The following is a 16562-nucleotide window of genomic DNA, read 5'->3' on the forward strand; positions in this document are numbered from 1 at the left end:
GGCTTTACCTACAATAGGTTGTTGGAGCTCGCCAACCCCTGTTGTGCGGGCGGCGCCGGGCCTCAGTCGAGGCCCAGGCTCTTGCGATAGTCGGGGTGCAGCAGGTCCTGGTATTCCTCGTGCCGTTTGATGTAGCTGGCGAAGAAGGGGCAGACCGGCATCACCGCCTGGCCATGCTCGCGGGCATAGTCGAGGCCTGCGCGGACCAGCTTGGAGCCGACCCCCTTGCCTTCGAAGGCCGGCGGCACCTCGGTATGGGGGAACAGGATGCCGGTCTTCAGCAGACGGTATTCGGCAGAGGCCACATCGTCGCCGATGCGGATTTCAAACCGGCCGTCCTCGGTATTGTTGATCACCTTCAAGTCGTCGCTGTCGGCCATGCCGGGCTCCTGGATCGCGTTGAGCCTTCAAAGAAGCACGGGTTCCGAACGCAAGAAAGGCCGACGTCGCCGCCGGCCTTTCCCGAGATCTGGAGCATTTGCGCAGCCCCCAGGCGGGGCCGTCGCAGACCCGCTTAGCGCTGGGCCAGCTCGATGCCGGCCATGGCGGCCAGTTCGGAGTCGCCGACCTTTTGCAGGGTGGCTTCCACCGTCGACTTCACGCAGCGCGCATGGGCGGCCTGGCGGAAGGTTTCGCTGGTGGTTTCACGCAGGCAGACCGAGCGGGCGGCGCCCTGGATGTCGGCGTGGATTTGCTCGGCCGACTTGCCGGCGAGCGAGACCTTGACGCCTTCGGCGAAGGCGGGGGCCGAGATGGAGACAGCCGCGACGGCGGCGAGAGCAGCGATACGAGCGATCATTTTATTCGTTCCCGGAGAGGGGTTGATGACAACCACTTTTCGGGGCGTTCCTCTGGCGGCCTTCGTCGTCGAGTTGCGTCGTTGTCGGCCGCCTTGAGACAGGTCTTAGCCGGCCTTTCCCCTGGGTCACAAGCGACAATTTTGCGACGCAACATCGCGGTGTTGCGCTGCGGGAGGATCGGGCGCCGCTGATCAGGATTTAGGCGCCTGAGCGTCTGGGTGGGGGATGAGGGGCTCCAGAAGCCGGTAGGTCGCGGCGTCGAGCACCGCCACGCCGGGCAGGGTCAGGTCCCGCCACAGGCTGAGGGGATCAATGGCGTTATGGGCGGCGATGAAGGTGCTCATGGCTGTCCCATGCGTGACCACGGCGATCGCCTCGCCCGGCGCAGAAGCGACCGCCACATCGATCGCCGCCTGGAACCGGGCCAGGACTGCGCGGGCGGTTTCCGCTCCGATCGCCACGGCGTCCGGATCTTCAAAGAAGGCCGTGATCCGAGCTTCCAGGACGTCTGGCGACACAAACCCCAGGCCGGTTCGATCATTCTCCTGCAGCCCGTCGAGGGGGCGGAAGGAGCCGCCCAGGGCCATGGCGACCAGGGCGGCGGTCTCCAGGGTCTTGGGCTCAGGGCTGGCGAAGAGGCGCGTGACGCCCCTGGCGCGACAGACCTCGACGAGCCAGCCGCACCGCGCCCGCCCCTCGGCCGATAGAACCCAGCGATGCGAAATCACCTCTGGCGTGATCTGCGGCGGCGCATGCTTGATCAGGAGGAGTTCGCTCATGCTTGCGGTCTTGCCGAAGTCAGCCTGGCCGCCAGTCGGCGACGAGCGTGTAGGCCCCGGGAATTTTCGGGTCCGTCCAGTCCGGGTGTTCCTGAAACGCCGTCAGCCGGAAGCCGGCGGCCAGTACGGCCCCCAACACCTCTCCCAGGGTCCAGAACCGGTACTGGCATTCCCCCAGGACCCGATCTTGCCCCGTCGGATCGGGCACGGGCGCCTGGACGATGGCGGTCGAAAAGTAGTTCGGCGCTCGGTCCGGATAGGATTGGAACAGCTTGCGCTGAACGGGATGGAACTCATGCATGACCAGAGTCGCGCCCTCGCCGCAGAGACGCCCCATCACCCGGAAGAAGGCCATGATATCCAGATGATAGTGGAGGATGCCGAGCTCCATCACCAAGGCGTCGAATTCCCCGAGGCCGAGATCGGCTGCCGTCATGATGTCGGATAGGACGTAGTCGACGCCGACCTGCGCAGCGTTCGCCAGTTCGACCGCGTAGCGCCGGTTCTCTTCTGCGAAATCGATGACAGTGACTTGTGCGCCCAGCAGGGCGAGGCTGACCGCAAGGCGGCCATGAGATCCCTGCACATTGCAGATCTTCTTGCCGGCGACCGAGCCGAGGTGGGGCAGGATGCGCCTCGCGGCCCTCTCGGGGTCGGCCGTGATGCGTGCGGCCTCGTCGGCGGGAGATCCCAGGGACTCCTGCCACGCCTCATAGCGGCCAGTGTTCCAGGCCGCCCTATTGGCCTGCGTCATGTCGGCCGCGCTCTTCGGCCCCATCCCATCAAGCCTCCACCGTCATCTGGGTCTGGATGACCAGGGCCAGCAGCCGGCCGGTCTCGTCGGTGATGCGGGTCTGCCAGACGCTGGAGCGGCGGCCGATGTGCAGCGGCGTCGCCTCGCCGGTGACGGTGCTCCCTAACTTGGCCGAGCCCAGGAAGTTGGTCTTGCTCTCCAGGGTCGTGGTGCGGGCGCCCGGCGGCAGGTTGAGGAAGCCGCCGATGGCGCCGAGCGCGTCTGCAAAAGCCATGAAGGCGCCGCCGTGCAGGATGCCGCCGGCCGTGCAGAGGTCTTCGCGGACGATGAGCGTCCCCACCACGCGGTCCTTGGCCCGCTCGACGATCTGAAGGCCCATAAGGTCGGCGAAGGGCATGCCGGTGGGCGGTTGGCTCATGGTGATCTCTCCCCTGGACGGCCCCGGGCGACCTCGCCGCCGGGTTGCGCCCGATCACTCTAGCCCCTAGGTGAAGGGGGACGAAGCCGCGGCCGGTCGGGCCGATGCGGCGGCGTGCTTGCGCGCCTTCAAGCGGCGGCGTAACGAACGCGCCCGCCTAGAAATTTCAGGAGAGACTTCGATGGGTTACCGGGTAGCCGTCGTCGGCGCCACGGGCAATGTGGGCCGTGAGATGCTGAACATCCTCGAGGAAGTCGAATTCCCCGTGGACAAGATTCACGCGATCGCGTCGCGCAAATCCATCGGCGTGAAGGTGTCCTTCGGCGCCGAAACGGTGGCCTGCGAGGATATCGCCCAGTTCGACTTCTCCACCGTCGACCTCGTTCTGATGAGCGTGTCGGGGTCCTTCTCCAAGGAGTGGTCGCCCAAGATCGGCGCCGCCGGCCCCATCGTCATCGACAATTCCTCGGCCTTCCGGATGGACCCGGACGTGCCGCTGATCGTGCCGGAGGTGAACCCCGACGACGTCTCCTTCGCCCACAAGAAGAACATCATCGCCAATCCCAACTGCTCGACGGCGCAGCTGGTGGTGGCGCTCAAGCCCCTGCACGACCGGGCCAAGATCAAGCGGGTGGTGGTCTCGACCTACCAGTCGGTGTCCGGCGCGGGCAAGGAAGGCATGGACGAGCTGTTCGACCAGACCAAGAACGTGTTCGTCCTGGGCGCGACCCCGCCGAACAAGTTCCCCAAGCAGATCGCCTTCAACGTCATCCCCTACATCGGGTCGTTCAACGACGACGGCTACACCGATGAGGAGGCCAAGATGTGGAACGAGACCCACAAGATGATCGACCCGGCCATCAAGCTGACGGTCACCTGCGTGCGCGTCCCGGTCATGGTCGGCCACTCCGAGGCGGTGAACATCGAGTTCCACGAGCCCCTGGATGAGGACGAGGCCCGCGACCTGCTGCGCGAAAGCCCGGGCCTGATCGTGATCGATAAGCGCGATGAGACCGGCTACATGACGCCCAAGGAGGCCCAGGGCGAGTTCCCGGTCTTCGTCAGCCGCATCCGCAACGACCCGACCGTCGAGCACGGCCTGAACCTGTGGGTGGTGGCCGACAATCTGCGCAAGGGCGCGGCGCTCAACGCCATCCAGATCGCCCAGCTGCTGGACGAGCGCGGCCTGATCAAGACCAAGGCCATCGCTTAAGCCTCACGGGCGTTAGATCTAACGAATGGGCGGTCGCGCCGGCGGCCGCCCATTTGCGTGTCCGCTTCCCGCCAGTCCGGGCGCGGTCTGCGCTTGTGAAGCCTGGCCGAAGGCCTAGGTAAGGGGCCGCGTCCCTGGGGCGCCGATTCCTTCCAGCCGAAAGCCTGTGCCGTGGCCCCGACGCCGCCCTCTCCGCCGCCGATCGCGTTCGCCGCAGGCCTGATGGCCTATCTGATCTGGGGCTTCATCCCGCTCGTTTTCCAGGTGATCGGCGGCTACGGGGTCGGCCCCTGGGAGACGCTCGCCCACCGCACCTTCTGGGCCATCCCCATCGCCGGCCTGTTCGTCTGGATGGCCGGGCAGGGGCGCCAGGCCCTAGCGGTGTTCCGCAAGCCCCGAGTGCTGGGACTTCTGACGCTGTCGTCCCTGCTGATCGCCGCCAACTGGGTGGTGTTCATCTGGGCGGTGAACAATGAGCGGGTGCTGCAGACCAGCCTCGGCTATTTCATCAATCCCCTGCTGAACATGGCCGCCGGCGCCCTGCTGTTCCGTGAGCGGATCGACCGCACGGCGCAGATCGCCATTGCGCTCGCCGTGGTCGGCGTGGCGCTCCAGGCCCTGGCGCTTGGGCGGCTGCCCTGGGTGTCGCTGACCCTGGCCGCCTCCTTCTGCGGCTATGGGATCGTGCGCAAGCGGGTGGCGGCCGATGCGCAGACCGGCCTCTTCATCGAGTGCCTGCTGCTGGGCGTTCCCGGCGCGGTCTTCGCCATCTGGCTGGCCCAGGCCGGCGCCGACCACTTCACCCAGGGGGTGGCCCCGGCCGCCTGGCTGATCTTCTCCGGGGCGGCGACGGCCATTCCGCTGGTGCTGTTCGCCTGGGCGGCGCGCCGCCTCCCGCTCTCGGCCATGGGCTTCATGCAGTTCCTGGCCCCGTCCATGACCTTCGTCATGGGGGTGCTGCAGGGCGAGGCGCTGACGCCCCTCAACCTGACGTCCTTCGTCTTCATCTGGATCGGGGCGGGCGTGTTCGCCTACGGCCTGTGGCGGGCCTCGCGCCGCGTGCCGGACGCCGTGGCGCCGGTCGTCTGAACGCCGCGCGCAGCGCCAAAAAAAAGGGGACACGAAGAACACAAAGGGGCGCGAAGGCGGGCGCCGACTCCTTTATGCCCTTGGCTAGCTTCGTGTTCTTTGTGTCCCGCCTTTTTCAAGCGCCTGCGGCGCTAAAGGCGATGCGGATGCTCGCACAACCCCAAACCGTCATCCTGGGCCTTGTGCCCAGGATCCCTCGCGACGCTTGCGCCCGTCATCGACAGGGATGCTCGGCACAGGGCGGAGCATGACGATGGGAGAGGATAGGGGAGACGGCGGAGCGCCCGGAGGCGCCGGCGCCTAGTGCCCGTGGGGGCCTTCGTAGACGCCGGGGGCCAGGCGCTCGTTTTCCGGGCCTTCGCCGGCCTCTTGGGCCAGCATGAAGCGGCGGTCGCAATAGGGGCATTCGACGAAGGTCGCCTCGCCCATCTCCAGCCAGACCCGCGGATGGCCCAGCGCCCCGCCGACCCCGTCGCAGGCGATCCGGCCGGTGCGCACATAGACCACCTCGGGCGCGGGCCGCGCCGAAGCGGTCAGCGCCGTCACCGCCGGCTTGGCCGGCATGGGCTCAGCGCCGCTCTGGACCTGGACGCCACGGTTTTCGGTCGGACGGGCCATAAGGGGAAATCTCCGCTCGGAAGCTTGGCGCAGGCGCCGCTCGCGCCTAGGTATGCGAGGCGGGCTTGGCCCGTCAATGATCGCGCCTGCAAACCCTTTGTCTGGCGCCGCTCAAGGGGACGGCATGGATCTTCCGGAATTCGCCATCGAGGCCACGGGCCTGGTCAAGACCTACCCGGCCACCAAGACCACGCCGGAGATGAAGGCGTTGCGCGGGATCGACCTGGCCATTCCCCGGGGCTCCATCTTCGGCCTGCTGGGACCCAATGGGGCGGGCAAGTCGACCTTCATCAACACCCTGGCCGGCCTGACCAAGAAGACCTCGGGCACGGTGAAGATCTGGGGCCGCGACATCGACACCCAGCCCCGGGATGCGCGGGCCGCCATCGGCGTGGTGCCCCAGGAAATCGCCGCCGACCCGTTCTTCACGCCGCGGGAGTCGCTGGAGGTCCAGGCCGGCATGTACGCCGTGCCCCGCAAGGAGCGCCGCACCGACGAGCTGCTCAAGGCGCTCGGCCTGGCCGACAAGGCCAATGCCTATGTCCGCCAGCTGTCGGGGGGCATGAAGCGCCGGCTGATGGTGGCCAAGGCCATGGTGCACAATCCGCCGGTCCTGATCCTGGACGAGCCCACCGCTGGCGTCGACGTGGAGCTGCGCCGCCAGCTCTGGAACTATGTGGTCGAGCTGAACCGCATGGGCGTCACCATCGTGCTGACCACCCACTATCTGGAAGAGGCCCAGGAGCTCTGCGACCAGATCGCCATCGTCAACCGCGGCGAGGTGGTGGCGTGTGAATCCACCGCCACCCTGCTGGGGCGGCTCGACACCCGCGCCGTCCTGGTGACCCCGGAGGAGCCGGTGATCCAGGCCCCGACCCTGCCGGGCTTCGAGACCAAGCTGCGCAATGGCGGCGCCTTCCAGGTGACCTATCGCACCGGCCAGTCCAGCGTTGAGCAGGTGCTGGCCGCCGTCCGGGCGGCTGGCCTGCGCATCCGCGACATCGCCACCGAGGATCCCAGCCTGGAGGACGTCTTCGTCGACCTCACCACCGACAAGACCCCGCTGGTGGCGTAAAGGGCCGCGGTCGAGGTCCGCCAAACCCGTTTGCGGTCCCGCCCCCTTTCGGCTAGAAACCCGCTCCGCCCACAGGCGCCATGCACCCGTAGCTCAGCTGGATAGAGCGTTGCCCTCCGAAGGCAAAGGTCACACGTTCGAATCGTGTCGGGTGCGCCAGGCGTCTTAATGCGTGGGAACCGGCGTGCCGAAGCGATTCTAACTCGATTGAGTTTATCTGAGTTCTGCACCGTCGCCGGTGAGACGGCCTATTCCTCGGCCTCTACACCGCGCTGGGAAGTCTTCCATCCAAGGACTTCACGCGCTCGCTGCTCGAACTGCCGGAAGAGTCCAGCGATACCTTCATTAAGGTACGTCTCTAGCTCAGCCCCGTTGATCAAGAGGGCTTGCATGTTGGTGGTTTCTGCCAACTCTTGTGCATGCCGCCGAACCGTTAAGCTGAAGTCGCCGGTGGTTACTAGAAGGATGACCTGAGCCCTGTAGAGTACCGCCATGCCAATTTCCTTGGCTAAGGCTTCGACATTAACCTTCGGTGTGTTCTTGCACTGTATCATCCAGCGATGGAAGTGAGTATCGGCACCTTCGGCAATCAGATCTACCTCAGCCCCATTGTTCTCCGAGCCGCGCGCGCGGAAAGCCACCGGTGTAAGCCCAAGCTCATAGAGAAGACGCACAGCCAGAGTCTCAAGCGCCAAACCCTTGACGCCAGTGTCAGGGCTCTTCAGTTCCTCCATAATCTGCTCGAGCGAGCGCCGCAGGTGCCGGAGAACCTCAGCTGGGATGCCCGCCAGGGAACCTAGACCCAAATAGGCGCGGTCAACTGTGGCTAACTGTTCTGTGGCCCTAACGGTGCCGGAATCGCCACCTCTGCCCCGTCCAGAGCTTCGGCCTGCTATTTCGGAATGGGTAATCCACCCCTCCTTAACGAGCGGGTTGATGATGGCTTTCCGAAGATCGTCTGTGCGCCTGAATACCTTCGGGTGGGTTTGCTGGCAGAGGGCGCGCAAATCCCGGACCCAAACATCACGCGAGCCGTTTAGGTCGAAGTCACGACGCAGCGCGGCCGCAAAGACTTTCTGTCTGTCGTTAAGTTCGGTGGCCTTGTTGGCGTCGTCAATCGAAGTGCCAGCAATATATCTGACGGCATCGTCATCAATATCATAGCCAGAGGCCGGTAGCACGCCTGCTCGTCGAAGCCATTTCAGGTATATTAAATGGTTTTTCGCGCTATGGGAGATCGGCATGCCTGTCTTCGTGACAAAGCCGCGTCGATTCAATTCTTCCGCGAGCGAAACCTTATCTACCTGACGCCCGCTCAACGTCATGGCCTTAATGATTCGTAAGACCTCGATGCCGTGAAGTTCGAGAAGAATGTGTTTCGCGAACTCTCGATCAGCGTCAGCCTCCGACGGTTCCGCTAGAAGCCTATTACCCAGGGGTGTTAAATCTTCAAGCTTCTCATCGTAAACCTTAAAGCTGTCCATTCCGATCAGGACATTGCTCGCCATCTGACGCTGCTGCGTGAGTTGGCCTTTCGGGTCGGACTGCTTCGAAGCTGCGCTTGCGAAGTAATGTGATCTAATGGCTTCGACTTGTGCCGCCCGTCCGGAAGCTGCCTTGACTAGTTTCAGTACGACCTGGAGCCTGATGGGGTTCTGGGCAGGCGTGCCAGGGCTGAAGTCATTCGCGATCGGGAAGACGAGTGGAGCTAAAGCGGCCGCGGCAGTCGGCTCTATGCGACCTTCGTCGTCCATTGGCCTGCGCTCCGGAGCTGCGTGGCGATAGCTCGGCCAATTGCCTCCGCGAGCACAGGCGGAACGGCATTGCCAAGCTGGCGCCACTTCTTGTTGACGTCCCCGTAGAGAACGAAATCATCGGGGAAGGACTGAAGGCGCTTCACTTCCTCAATCCGCAACACCCGATTTCGCCAGTGGAGGGGACCCATGTTGTTCGTGCGCTTAGCTTGAATCGTCCAGGACGGGAGATCTGGGCTGAGCTTGAGCAGATAGGTCCAATAGCGCGAGCGCCACTTGAACTGAGGATTAGGGTGCCCCCGCTCGGCGGTGAAGTAGAGGTAGTTTTCGCCAGGAGGCAATTCTTCTAGGAGGTGCTTGAACCGACCTCCTGCCGTGTGTCCCCATTTATCGGCGGCCTCTTCGGTATCGATGTCGTTCAGCACGTCCCCTGCTGTGACCCATGGAGCGAGGCCGGTGTCGCCCGGCTCTTTCGCGTGCGTAGGCGCGGGAAACTCGAACGGCTCGTCGCCCAAGAGTCCCACAACGAAGCATCGCTCGCGTAGCTGCGGAACGCCGTAGTTTGCCGCATTCACCACTACCCAGGTTACCGAGTAGCCTAGCGTCTCAGCTTCTTTGACCACTTGATCAAGAGCGGGACGATTCCCGCGGTATGTCAGGCCGCGCACATTCTCAATGAGGAAAGCCTGTGGCCGCGCAATGCGAATGGCTGTGAGCACTGCGCGGAAACTTCCAGCGCCTGCGGGGTCCTCAAACCCTCTCGGAAGATCCGTCCGCCAGAAGCGCGATTTAGAGAACGGAGGACACGGCGGGCCTGCGGCAAGCAGCGCTATGGGCCGCTGGAGCCGACGAAGCCACCTGGCCATCTCATCTTCAGGCCAGTCGACGACGTCTTGGCAGAGGACGTCGGCCTCCGGAAAGTTGGCCTGGAAGCTGGCGACGCAATCCTTGTCCATATCGACTGCGGCCAACGTTCTGAAGCCAGCGCTCTTTAACCCAAGGTCCAGACCGCCACAGCCGCTGAACAGAGAGACACAGTTAAGTCCGGCTTTGGTGCTGCTCATGCAATGGCCTCGAGCACTTTAGCAACAGCAGCCGCGGCCATCTTCGGGGGGACAGCGTTGCCGATTTGCTTCACACGGGCTCGGCGGCGTCCTGCAAAACGATAGCCCTCCGGAAAGCCCTGGATGGCCGCCATCTCGGGCGTGCGCAGCCGGCGTGAATCCCAGTGGAAAGGACCGGTCCAGGGGCCGGGCGACGCCGCCACGGTCCAAGACACGCGTTCAGGATGGAGCTTGAGTAGGAAATTCCAGAAGCGGCTCTCCGCTTCGAACGTCGGATTCGGGTGTCCCGCCCAAGCTGTATGAGCTTTGTAATTCCAACCCGGCGGCACGTTGGCGAGATGGTCGGCCCAGCGTCCCGACACCACTTCTTCAGGCTCGAAGAACTCTTCGCCAGCGTAGGCGCCAATGGCGTCCCCGACCGTCACAAAGCGATTGAGGAAAATCGAGGGTTCCTCGGCGTGCGTGATTTCAGGGGCCTCGGGGGCGCGCGGTCGGGCGCCGAGGATGAAGATCCGCTCACGTTTTTGCGGGACCCCGAATTGTGCGCTGTTTCCCTTAAAGACCGAAATCTGCATTCCGGCTTCTTTGAGGGTGTCAATGAATACTTGAAGCGTTTGGCGATTGCGAGGATGGAAAATGCTTGGGACATTCTCAAGCACAAAGCCGTCAGCCTTCGCCTCGATAGTCAGACGTGCGAACTCAAGTAGGAGGTTGCGGCGATCATCGGGCCGGGGCTCGGTAATGGATGGTGGTCGCTGATAGGCTGCTTGATCGCCACGGTAGAAGGCGAGGCGAAGACGGGAGTCCTCGCCAGGATCAGTCCAATAGGCATTTTTCGAGAAGGGTTGGCAGGGTGCGCCGCCAACCACCACAAGTGGGTCCGACGAAGCGAGACCGGCCATCTGCCGCAGGCTGTCACCGGTCATATCGACCACGCTGCCTTCGTGGATGACGTGCCGATCGTCGGTCTCGTTTAAGCGCAACGTCTCGCAGGCCCACTGATCAATCTCGACCGATAAGCGCAGATCGGCGCCGATGATGCGGCTGGCAATACCGAAGCCGCCGGCGCCGGCAAAGAGATCAACAACCGGAATCACTGTGGTGCACCCCTCGGTGGCAACGTTCTGAACCAAGCGTTAGGCGGCGTTAAGCCCCACCTACGCTCGCACCGCATGATGGCGAGCAAAGGCCCTACGGGTGGGTGCTTCGCGACCTTCGTCAACAGCTGCTCCTCATGATCCGCTCTTCGCCCACAGGTCATGCCGCGCCATTAAGTTCATTATTTGTTCCGACCGCTGTCAAGGGGCGGCTTCCGGTCAGCGGCCACGGCCCGGGGTGATCCTTCACCCCACGACGCTTTTCCCTTGGTGAACGGTGTTTGGTTGGGCTCCATGGGGGTTGGAAACGTTTGGGCGCGGGGCCGGTAAGAGCCGCCGTCCTTCTAGGGCAGGAGACCGGTCATGGCCGATGGATATGTGGACGTGCTGCGCGACAAGCGGGCGGCGGCGCGCAAGCTGGCCTATGAGACGCCGATCGAGGAGCTGCACCCGGCGCGGGCCTCGCTGTTTCGCGACGACGCCATGTGGCCGACCTTCGAGCGGCTGCGGAAGGAGTCACCGGTCCACTACACGCCCGACAGCAACTACGGCGCCTACTGGTCGATCACCCGCTACAACGACATCCTGGCGGTGGATTCCAACCACCAGGTCTTCTCCTCGGCCAAGGGCATCACCCTGACGGCCAAGGCCGCCCAAGGCTTCCGCGACCCCAATGCGGAGTCCGGCTCCAACTTCATCGCCATGGACCCGCCGCGCCACGATGTGCAGCGCAAGACGGTCAGCCCGGCCCTGTCGCCCATGGCGCTGTCGGTCATGGCGCCGCTGATCCGCGAGCGGGCCGGCCTGATCCTCGACAGCCTGCCGGTGGGGGAGGAGTTCGACTGGGTGGAGCACGTCTCCAAAGAGCTCACCACCATGACCTTGGCGACCCTGTTCGACTTCCCCTTCGAGGAGCGGCGCAAGCTGACCTTCTGGTCCGATGCCATGACCACGGCGCCGGGGCATGGGCCTGTGGCCGACCTGACCGAGCTGCGCCAGGCCATGAGCGAGTGCTTCGGCTTCTTCACTGGCCTGTGGAACGAGCGGGTCAACGCCCCGCCCACCGGCGACCTGATCTCCATGCTGGCCCATGGGGAAGAGACGCGGCACATGTCGATGGCCGACTTCCACGCCAATGTCGCCCTGCTGATCATCGGCGGCAACGACACGACGCGGAACACCATTTCCGGCTCGGTCCTGGCGCTCAACCAGAACCCCGACCAGTACGCCAAGCTGCGGGCCAATCCCGACCTGATCCCCTCCATGGTCTCGGAGACCATCCGCTGGCAGACGCCGCTCGCCCATATGGCGCGCACGGCGACGCAGGACTTCGAGATGGAGGGCAAGACCATCCGCGAGGGCGACAAGGTGGCCATGTGGTACGTCTCGGGCAACCGCGACGACACGGTGATCGAAAACCCCGACGCCTACATCATCGACCGGCCCCGGCCGCGCCAGCACATGTCCTTCGGCTTCGGCATCCACCGCTGCGTGGGCAATCGCCTGGCCGAGCTGCAGCTGACGATCATCTGGGAGGAGATCATGAAGCGCTTCCCCGACATCCAGGTGCTGGCCGAGCCCAAGCGCAGCTATTCGATCTTTGTGAAGGGCTATGAGGACATGAGGGTCGTGCTGCCCGCCCGGCTTTAGCCACAGCGCCATGGGCCAGCCGTCTTCCTTTTGGGGAGCCGAACGGGGAATCAGGGGATTATAGGCCCGCAGGGCTTGCGAAAACGCCCGCCGCCCTTGAAGACCGGATCCCATGCTCAGGCGCCTCAAAGACTGGTGGCGCGGCCCCCTAGCCGAGGTCGCGACTGCGCCGACCCCGCAGGCCGGGGCCGTGCCCTATCGCCTGACGCGGGACGGGCCGGTTTTTCTGCTGGTCACCTCGCGCCGGACCGGCCGGTGGCTGTTTCCCAAGGGGGGTCTGATGAGCGGCCGCACCCCCTGGGAGTCCGCCGCCCAGGAGGCGCTGGAAGAGGCTGGGGTCGAAGGGGTGGTCAGCGACCAGCCCTTGGGGACCTATCTGGCCAAGCGGATTCGCGGCGAGCGGATCGAGACCATCGCCGTCACCCTCTATCTGCTGGAGGTCACCCGCCAGCTGGACCGCTGGGACGAGAAGGCCCAGCGCCAGCGCCGCTGGGCGGACCTGGACACGGCCCTCGACCTGCTGGGCGACGCGGCCCTGGGCGAGCTGTTGCGATCGGCCGCCGCCGAGCTGGCCGCCCGTCCTGCGCCTGAGCCCGAAGCCGCGCCCAAGCCGTCGCCCAAATCCTCGCCCAAATCGTCACAAACCGCGCCGTCGTCCGCTCCGGGCAAGGGCAAGAAGGTCCGCAAGGCCGAGGCCAAGGGCCGACGGCTCAAGACCGGCTCCAAGGGCTGAGCCGCTTGAGCCCGGGCGCTGGCCTCGCGGGTGGCAGGGCGATGAATTTGCGGGGACCCGGCTGGGTTTTTTCTTGCCGCTGGCGAGGCGCCGGTGAACTCTGCCGTGGAAGACTTCAGAGAGACTGACCCATGCGCCGCCTCCTGCTTCCCCTGTTGTTGAGCGCTTTGCTGGCCGCGCCCGCCCTGGCGCAGGACACATCTGCGGTCACCGAGCCGCCGACCGAGGTCGCCGGTGTCGACGTGCCTGGCCAGGTCGAGCCGGAGCCGGCGCCCGATCCGATGATCTGTCGCGGGTCGAGGTGACCGGGTCGAGGGCCTCCATGCAGAAGGTGTGCAAGCCCCGCAGCGAGTGGAACGCCCAAAACCGCCGACGCTCGAACGTCGACTCGGTGAACCAGAGCGATTGCGGCGGCGCGACCGGCTGCGAGATGTATCCGCTGCCCTCGACCTGAGGGGGCGGCCTTACGAGCGGTCGTTGTCGGGCTTGATCCAGTCTGGCTCCGGCGTCTCGACGAAGCGCACCGCGGCGATGTGGGTGGCGCCCTCCAGCCAGGCCTTGGCCAGGCGATGGGCGCCGTCCATCAGCTGGCCCTCGGCGTTCAGGATCACCGGATAGGATAGCTCGGCGTTGAAGATGCGCCGCGCGTGCTCGGCCACCCCGCGGATGCTGGGTGTGTGACGGCCTTGGAACCAGCAGTCGACGTCGAACTCAGGGATGTCGGTGAGGGGAACCCGCTGCACCGGCAGGTCGGCGGCCAGCGCCCAGAGGCGCTGCGTCCGCCAATAGCCGCGCCCGCCGGGCACGGTGCGGGAGTGCTTTTCATCGGGGGGTCCAGCCATGGCGGCAGCGTCGCTTTGAGGCCGCCGCCTGGCAAGACGTTTAGAAGCGCAGGGTGCGCGCTTCCTTGACGTGGGGCAGGGCCTGGATGTTGGCCATCAGCTCCTCGCTGGGGACCTGATCGACGCCGACCAGGGCGATGGCGTCGTCGCCGGCCGAGACCCGGCCCAGGTTGAAGGTGGCGATGTTCACGCCGGCCTCGGCCAGCATGACGCCGAGCGCGCCGATGAAGCCCGGCTTATCCTCGTTGTTGACGTACAGCATGGTGGGACCGAACGGGGCGTCCAGGTCCATGCCCTTGACCTCCACCACCCGCGGCGTACCGGCCAGCACGGAACCGGCGAAGGAGCGCTTGCCCTTCTCGGTGGTGACGGTGATGCGGATCAGGGTCTCGTAGATGGGCGAGTCTTCCTGGTGCGACTCCGAGAGCGTGATGCCGCGCTCCTTGGCCACGGCCGGGGCCGAGACCATGTTGACCGCGTCGCCCAGCATGGGGCGCAGCACGCCGGCCAGGGCCGCAGCCGTCAGCGGCTTGGCGTTCAGCTTGGAGACCTCGCCCTCATAGGCGATGTCGATGGACAGCACGCCGAAGTCGACCATCTGGCCGGCGAAGACGCCGAGCTTGCCGGCCAGCGCGATGAAGGGCGCCAGGCGCGGGGCTTCTTCGGCGGTGACCGAGGGCGAGTTCAGCGCATTGGTGACGGCGCCGGTGAGCAGATAGTCGCTCATCTGCTCGGCCACCTGCAGGGCGACGTTCTCCTGAGCCTCGGCGGTGGAGGCGCCCAGGTGCGGGGTGGCGATGAAGTTCTCGGCCCCGAACAGCACGTTCTCCTTGGCCGGCTCCTCGACGAAGACGTCGAAGGCGGCACCGCCGATGTGACCCTCGTCCAGCAGCTTGCGCAGGGCGGCTTCGTCCACCAGGCCCCCGCGGGCGCAGTTGACGATCTTCACGCCTTTCTTGGTCTTGGCCAGGTTCTCGGCCGACAGGATGTTGCGGGTCTTGTCGGTGAGCGGGGTGTGCAGGGTGATGAAGTCGGCCCGGGCCAGCAGCTCGTCCAGCTCGACCTTCTCCACGCCCAGCTCGACGGCGCGTTCCGGCGACAGGAAGGGGTCGTAGGCCACCACCTTCATCTTCAGGCCGAGCGCCCGGTCGGCGACGATGGAGCCGATATTGCCGGCGCCGATCAGGCCCAGCGTCTTGGCGTAGACCTCGACGCCCATGAAGCGGTTCTTCTCCCACTTGCCGGCCTGGGTGGAGGCGTCGGCGGCGGGCAGCTGGCGGGCCAGGGCGAACATCATGGCGATGGCGTGTTCGGCCGTGGTGATCGAATTGCCGAAGGGGGTGTTCATCACCACGATGCCGGCGGCGGTGGCCGCAGGGATGTCGACATTGTCGACCCCGATGCCGGCCCGGCCGATGACCTTCATGTTCTTGGCGGCGGCGATGACGTCCTTGTCGGCCTTGGTGGCCGAGCGGACGGCCAGGCCGTCATAGTCGCCGATGATCTGGAGGAGTTCGTCCTTGGTCAGGCCAGTCTTCACATCGGCGTCGACGCCGCGCTGTTTGAAGATCTCGATGGCGGCGGGGCTCAGCTTGTCAGCGATGAGGACGCGGGGCATGGGCGGTTCTCTTCATCAGAGCCCCTCCCCCTTGCGGGGAGGGGTTGGGGTGGGGGTGTTGGCGAGGGTTTAGGGTCCTGATTGGGGGGCGGCGTTTCACCCCCCTCCCAACCCTCCCCCGCATGGGGGGAGGGCTTTTGGGGGAATCAGGCGGCCTGCAGGTCGGCGGCTAGGGACTCAAAGGCCCAGTCGAGCCAGGGGGTCAGGGCCTCCAGGTCGGAGGTCTCCACCGTGGCGCCGCACCAGATGCGCAGGCCGGGAGGGGCGTCGCGATAGCCGCCGATGTCCAGGGCCACGCCTTCCTTCTCGAGGGTCGAGGCGAGCTTCTTGGCGAAATCGGCCTGGGCGGCCTCGTCCAGGGACGTGACCTTCGGATCGACGACCTTCAGGCACACCGAGGTGTTGGACCGGATGGCCGGATCGGCCGCCAGGAACTCGACCCAGGACGTCTTGTCCACCCAGCGGGCCAGGACATCGAGATTGGCGTCGGCGCGCCGGCGCATTTCGGCCAGGCCGCCAATGCGCTCGCCCCATTTCAGGGCGTCGATGGCGTCTTCCACACACAGCATGGAGGGCGTGTTGATGGTGGCGCCCTCGAAGATCTCGAGGTTCACCTTGCCGCCCTTGGTCATGCGGAACAGCTTGGGCATCGGCCAGGCCGGGGCGTAGCTCTCCAGGCGGGCGACGGCGCGGGGCGACAGGATCAGCACGCCGTGCGCGGCCTCGCCGCCGAGCGCCTTCTGCCAGGAGAAGGTCACCACATCGAGCTTGGTCCAGGGCAGGTCCTGCGCAAACGCCGCGCTGGTGGCGTCGCAGATGGTGACGCCCTCGCGGTCGTCGGCGATGAAGTCGCCGTTCGGGACCCGCACGCCCGAGGTGGTGCCGTTCCAGGTGAAGACCAGGTCGGCGTCCTTGCGCACCTTGGTCAGGTCCGGCAACTCGCCATAGGGGGCCGACAGGACCTCCGCCTCGATCTTCAGCTGCTTGGTCACGTCGGTGACCCAGTCCTTGCCGAAGCTCTCGAAGGCCAGCAGCTGCACGGGCCGCGCGCCCAGCAT

Annotated in this window: 19 protein-coding genes and 1 tRNA gene; 8 read left to right on the forward strand and 12 right to left on the reverse strand. The window is 65.5% G+C overall.

All coding sequences use genetic code 11. The annotated features are described in order from the left end of the window. Positions 1-62 precede the first annotated feature (62 nt). The 5 genes from Q8L83_RS10280 to Q8L83_RS10300 form a co-directional block, all read right to left on the reverse strand. The gene (locus tag Q8L83_RS10280; RefSeq protein WP_305286601.1) at positions 63-380 is read right to left on the reverse strand and encodes a GNAT family N-acetyltransferase; all 318 of its coding nucleotides are present in this window, start codon (positions 378-380) and stop codon (positions 63-65) included. Between the two features lie 134 nt (positions 381-514). After that, entirely contained in the window at positions 515-799 is a 285-nt protein-coding gene (locus Q8L83_RS10285) for a hypothetical protein (protein WP_305286603.1), read from the reverse strand. Positions 800-991: 192 nt separating this feature from the next. Continuing rightward, complete coding sequence (locus Q8L83_RS10290) at positions 992-1579, reverse strand: histidine phosphatase family protein (RefSeq protein ID WP_305286604.1); 588 nt, start codon at positions 1577-1579, stop codon at positions 992-994. Positions 1580-1598: 19 nt separating this feature from the next. After that, the gene (locus Q8L83_RS10295) at positions 1599-2333 is read right to left on the reverse strand and encodes a class I SAM-dependent methyltransferase (protein ID WP_305286606.1); all 735 of its coding nucleotides are present in this window, start codon (positions 2331-2333) and stop codon (positions 1599-1601) included. Positions 2334-2361: 28 nt separating this feature from the next. Further along, a complete protein-coding gene (locus Q8L83_RS10300) occupies positions 2362-2751 on the reverse strand; it encodes a PaaI family thioesterase (protein WP_305286608.1) in 390 nt (129 codons plus the stop codon). 181 nt (positions 2752-2932) lie between these two features. On the opposite strand from Q8L83_RS10300, the gene Q8L83_RS10305 reads away from it, so the two are divergent. Together Q8L83_RS10305 and rarD are read left to right on the forward strand one after the other, a co-directional pair. Then, positions 2933-3964 (forward strand): aspartate-semialdehyde dehydrogenase, encoded by a 1032-nt coding sequence (locus Q8L83_RS10305; RefSeq protein WP_305286610.1) that lies wholly within the window; start codon positions 2933-2935, stop codon positions 3962-3964. Positions 3965-4135: 171 nt separating this feature from the next. Next, a complete protein-coding gene (gene rarD / locus Q8L83_RS10310; protein WP_305286611.1) occupies positions 4136-5053 on the forward strand; it encodes an EamA family transporter RarD in 918 nt (305 codons plus the stop codon). Positions 5054-5353: 300 nt separating this feature from the next. Here the strand turns inward: rarD and Q8L83_RS10315 are convergent, their stop codons facing one another. Continuing rightward, positions 5354-5671, reverse strand: coding sequence for a zinc-finger domain-containing protein (locus Q8L83_RS10315; protein WP_370868382.1), 318 nt, complete (start codon positions 5669-5671; stop codon positions 5354-5356). A gap of 124 nt (positions 5672-5795) precedes the next feature. On the opposite strand from Q8L83_RS10315, the gene Q8L83_RS10320 reads away from it, so the two are divergent. Both Q8L83_RS10320 and Q8L83_RS10325 read left to right on the forward strand, forming a co-directional pair. Then, complete coding sequence (locus Q8L83_RS10320) at positions 5796-6746, forward strand: ABC transporter ATP-binding protein (protein ID WP_305286613.1); 951 nt, start codon at positions 5796-5798, stop codon at positions 6744-6746. An 82-nt stretch (positions 6747-6828) separates the two neighbouring features. Then, positions 6829-6905: transfer RNA gene (locus tag Q8L83_RS10325), tRNA-Arg, on the forward strand. An 89-nt stretch (positions 6906-6994) separates the two neighbouring features. Here Q8L83_RS10325 and Q8L83_RS10330 read toward each other — a convergent pair. Genes Q8L83_RS10330 through Q8L83_RS10340 form a run of 3 tightly spaced genes read right to left on the reverse strand, consistent with a single transcriptional unit; the run spans position 6995 to position 10661 of the window. Further along, positions 6995-8500 (reverse strand): restriction endonuclease, encoded by a 1506-nt coding sequence (locus Q8L83_RS10330; RefSeq protein ID WP_305286616.1) that lies wholly within the window; start codon positions 8498-8500, stop codon positions 6995-6997. Then, positions 8479-9564: a DNA cytosine methyltransferase gene (locus Q8L83_RS10335; RefSeq protein ID WP_305286617.1), complete on the reverse strand. Its 1086-nt coding sequence runs from the start codon at positions 9562-9564 to the stop codon at positions 8479-8481. The genes Q8L83_RS10330 and Q8L83_RS10335 overlap by 22 nt, the downstream gene beginning before the upstream one ends. Then, positions 9561-10661, reverse strand: coding sequence for a DNA cytosine methyltransferase (locus Q8L83_RS10340; RefSeq protein ID WP_305286619.1), 1101 nt, complete (start codon positions 10659-10661; stop codon positions 9561-9563). Before Q8L83_RS10340 ends, Q8L83_RS10335 begins: the two co-directional genes overlap by 4 nt. 363 nt (positions 10662-11024) lie before the next feature. Here Q8L83_RS10340 and Q8L83_RS10345 point away from each other — a divergent pair, with 363 nt between their 5' ends. The 4 genes from Q8L83_RS10345 to Q8L83_RS10360 all read left to right on the forward strand — a co-directional run bounded on the left by Q8L83_RS10345 (position 11025) and on the right by Q8L83_RS10360 (position 13498). Further along, the gene (locus tag Q8L83_RS10345; RefSeq protein WP_305286621.1) at positions 11025-12311 is read left to right on the forward strand and encodes a cytochrome P450; all 1287 of its coding nucleotides are present in this window, start codon (positions 11025-11027) and stop codon (positions 12309-12311) included. 112 nt (positions 12312-12423) lie between these two features. After that, positions 12424-13044 (forward strand): NUDIX hydrolase, encoded by a 621-nt coding sequence (locus Q8L83_RS10350; RefSeq protein WP_305286623.1) that lies wholly within the window; start codon positions 12424-12426, stop codon positions 13042-13044. A 131-nt stretch (positions 13045-13175) separates the two neighbouring features. Then, the gene (locus Q8L83_RS10355; protein WP_305286625.1) at positions 13176-13349 is read left to right on the forward strand and encodes a hypothetical protein; all 174 of its coding nucleotides are present in this window, start codon (positions 13176-13178) and stop codon (positions 13347-13349) included. 17 nt (positions 13350-13366) lie between these two features. Further along, entirely contained in the window at positions 13367-13498 is a 132-nt protein-coding gene (locus tag Q8L83_RS10360; RefSeq protein WP_305286627.1) for a hypothetical protein, read from the forward strand. Between the two features lie 10 nt (positions 13499-13508). Here Q8L83_RS10360 and Q8L83_RS10365 read toward each other — a convergent pair whose 3' ends face one another. From Q8L83_RS10365 to Q8L83_RS10375, 3 genes are all read right to left on the reverse strand, one after another. After that, positions 13509-13886, reverse strand: a complete 378-nt coding sequence (locus tag Q8L83_RS10365) for a hypothetical protein (RefSeq protein ID WP_305286629.1) — start codon at positions 13884-13886, stop codon at positions 13509-13511. A gap of 40 nt (positions 13887-13926) precedes the next feature. Then, positions 13927-15504, reverse strand: coding sequence for a phosphoglycerate dehydrogenase (gene serA, locus Q8L83_RS10370; protein ID WP_305286631.1), 1578 nt, complete (start codon positions 15502-15504; stop codon positions 13927-13929). 146 nt (positions 15505-15650) lie between these two features. Then, the coding region (locus Q8L83_RS10375; protein ID WP_305286633.1) for a phosphoserine transaminase at positions 15651-16562 on the reverse strand (912 nt) is incomplete at its 5' end.

The sequence above is a fragment of the Phenylobacterium sp. genome (assembly GCF_030680185.1).
Classification (GTDB): Bacteria; Pseudomonadota; Alphaproteobacteria; order Caulobacterales; family Caulobacteraceae; genus Phenylobacterium.

Coding starts and splice junctions, on each gene's coding strand:
- Q8L83_RS10305 (WP_305286610.1), top strand. CDS start 2,933: ATGGGTTACCGGGTAGCCGTCGTCGGCGCCACGGGCAATGTGGGCCGT.
- Q8L83_RS10345 (WP_305286621.1), top strand. CDS start 11,025: ATGGCCGATGGATATGTGGACGTGCTGCGCGACAAGCGGGCGGCGGCG.
- Q8L83_RS10365 (WP_305286629.1), bottom strand. CDS start 13,886: ATGGCTGGACCCCCCGATGAAAAGCACTCCCGCACCGTGCCCGGCGGG.
- Q8L83_RS10320 (WP_305286613.1), top strand. CDS start 5,796: ATGGATCTTCCGGAATTCGCCATCGAGGCCACGGGCCTGGTCAAGACC.
- Q8L83_RS10355 (WP_305286625.1), top strand. CDS start 13,176: ATGCGCCGCCTCCTGCTTCCCCTGTTGTTGAGCGCTTTGCTGGCCGCG.
- Q8L83_RS10295 (WP_305286606.1), bottom strand. CDS start 2,333: ATGACGCAGGCCAATAGGGCGGCCTGGAACACTGGCCGCTATGAGGCG.
- Q8L83_RS10285 (WP_305286603.1), bottom strand. CDS start 799: ATGATCGCTCGTATCGCTGCTCTCGCCGCCGTCGCGGCTGTCTCCATC.
- Q8L83_RS10315 (WP_370868382.1), bottom strand. CDS start 5,671: ATGGCCCGTCCGACCGAAAACCGTGGCGTCCAGGTCCAGAGCGGCGCT.
- Q8L83_RS10300 (WP_305286608.1), bottom strand. CDS start 2,751: ATGAGCCAACCGCCCACCGGCATGCCCTTCGCCGACCTTATGGGCCTT.
- Q8L83_RS10350 (WP_305286623.1), top strand. CDS start 12,424: ATGCTCAGGCGCCTCAAAGACTGGTGGCGCGGCCCCCTAGCCGAGGTC.
- Q8L83_RS10330 (WP_305286616.1), bottom strand. CDS start 8,500: ATGGACGACGAAGGTCGCATAGAGCCGACTGCCGCGGCCGCTTTAGCT.
- serA (WP_305286631.1), bottom strand. CDS start 15,504: ATGCCCCGCGTCCTCATCGCTGACAAGCTGAGCCCCGCCGCCATCGAG.
- Q8L83_RS10290 (WP_305286604.1), bottom strand. CDS start 1,579: ATGAGCGAACTCCTCCTGATCAAGCATGCGCCGCCGCAGATCACGCCA.
- Q8L83_RS10335 (WP_305286617.1), bottom strand. CDS start 9,564: ATGAGCAGCACCAAAGCCGGACTTAACTGTGTCTCTCTGTTCAGCGGC.
- Q8L83_RS10280 (WP_305286601.1), bottom strand. CDS start 380: ATGGCCGACAGCGACGACTTGAAGGTGATCAACAATACCGAGGACGGC.
- Q8L83_RS10360 (WP_305286627.1), top strand. CDS start 13,367: ATGCAGAAGGTGTGCAAGCCCCGCAGCGAGTGGAACGCCCAAAACCGC.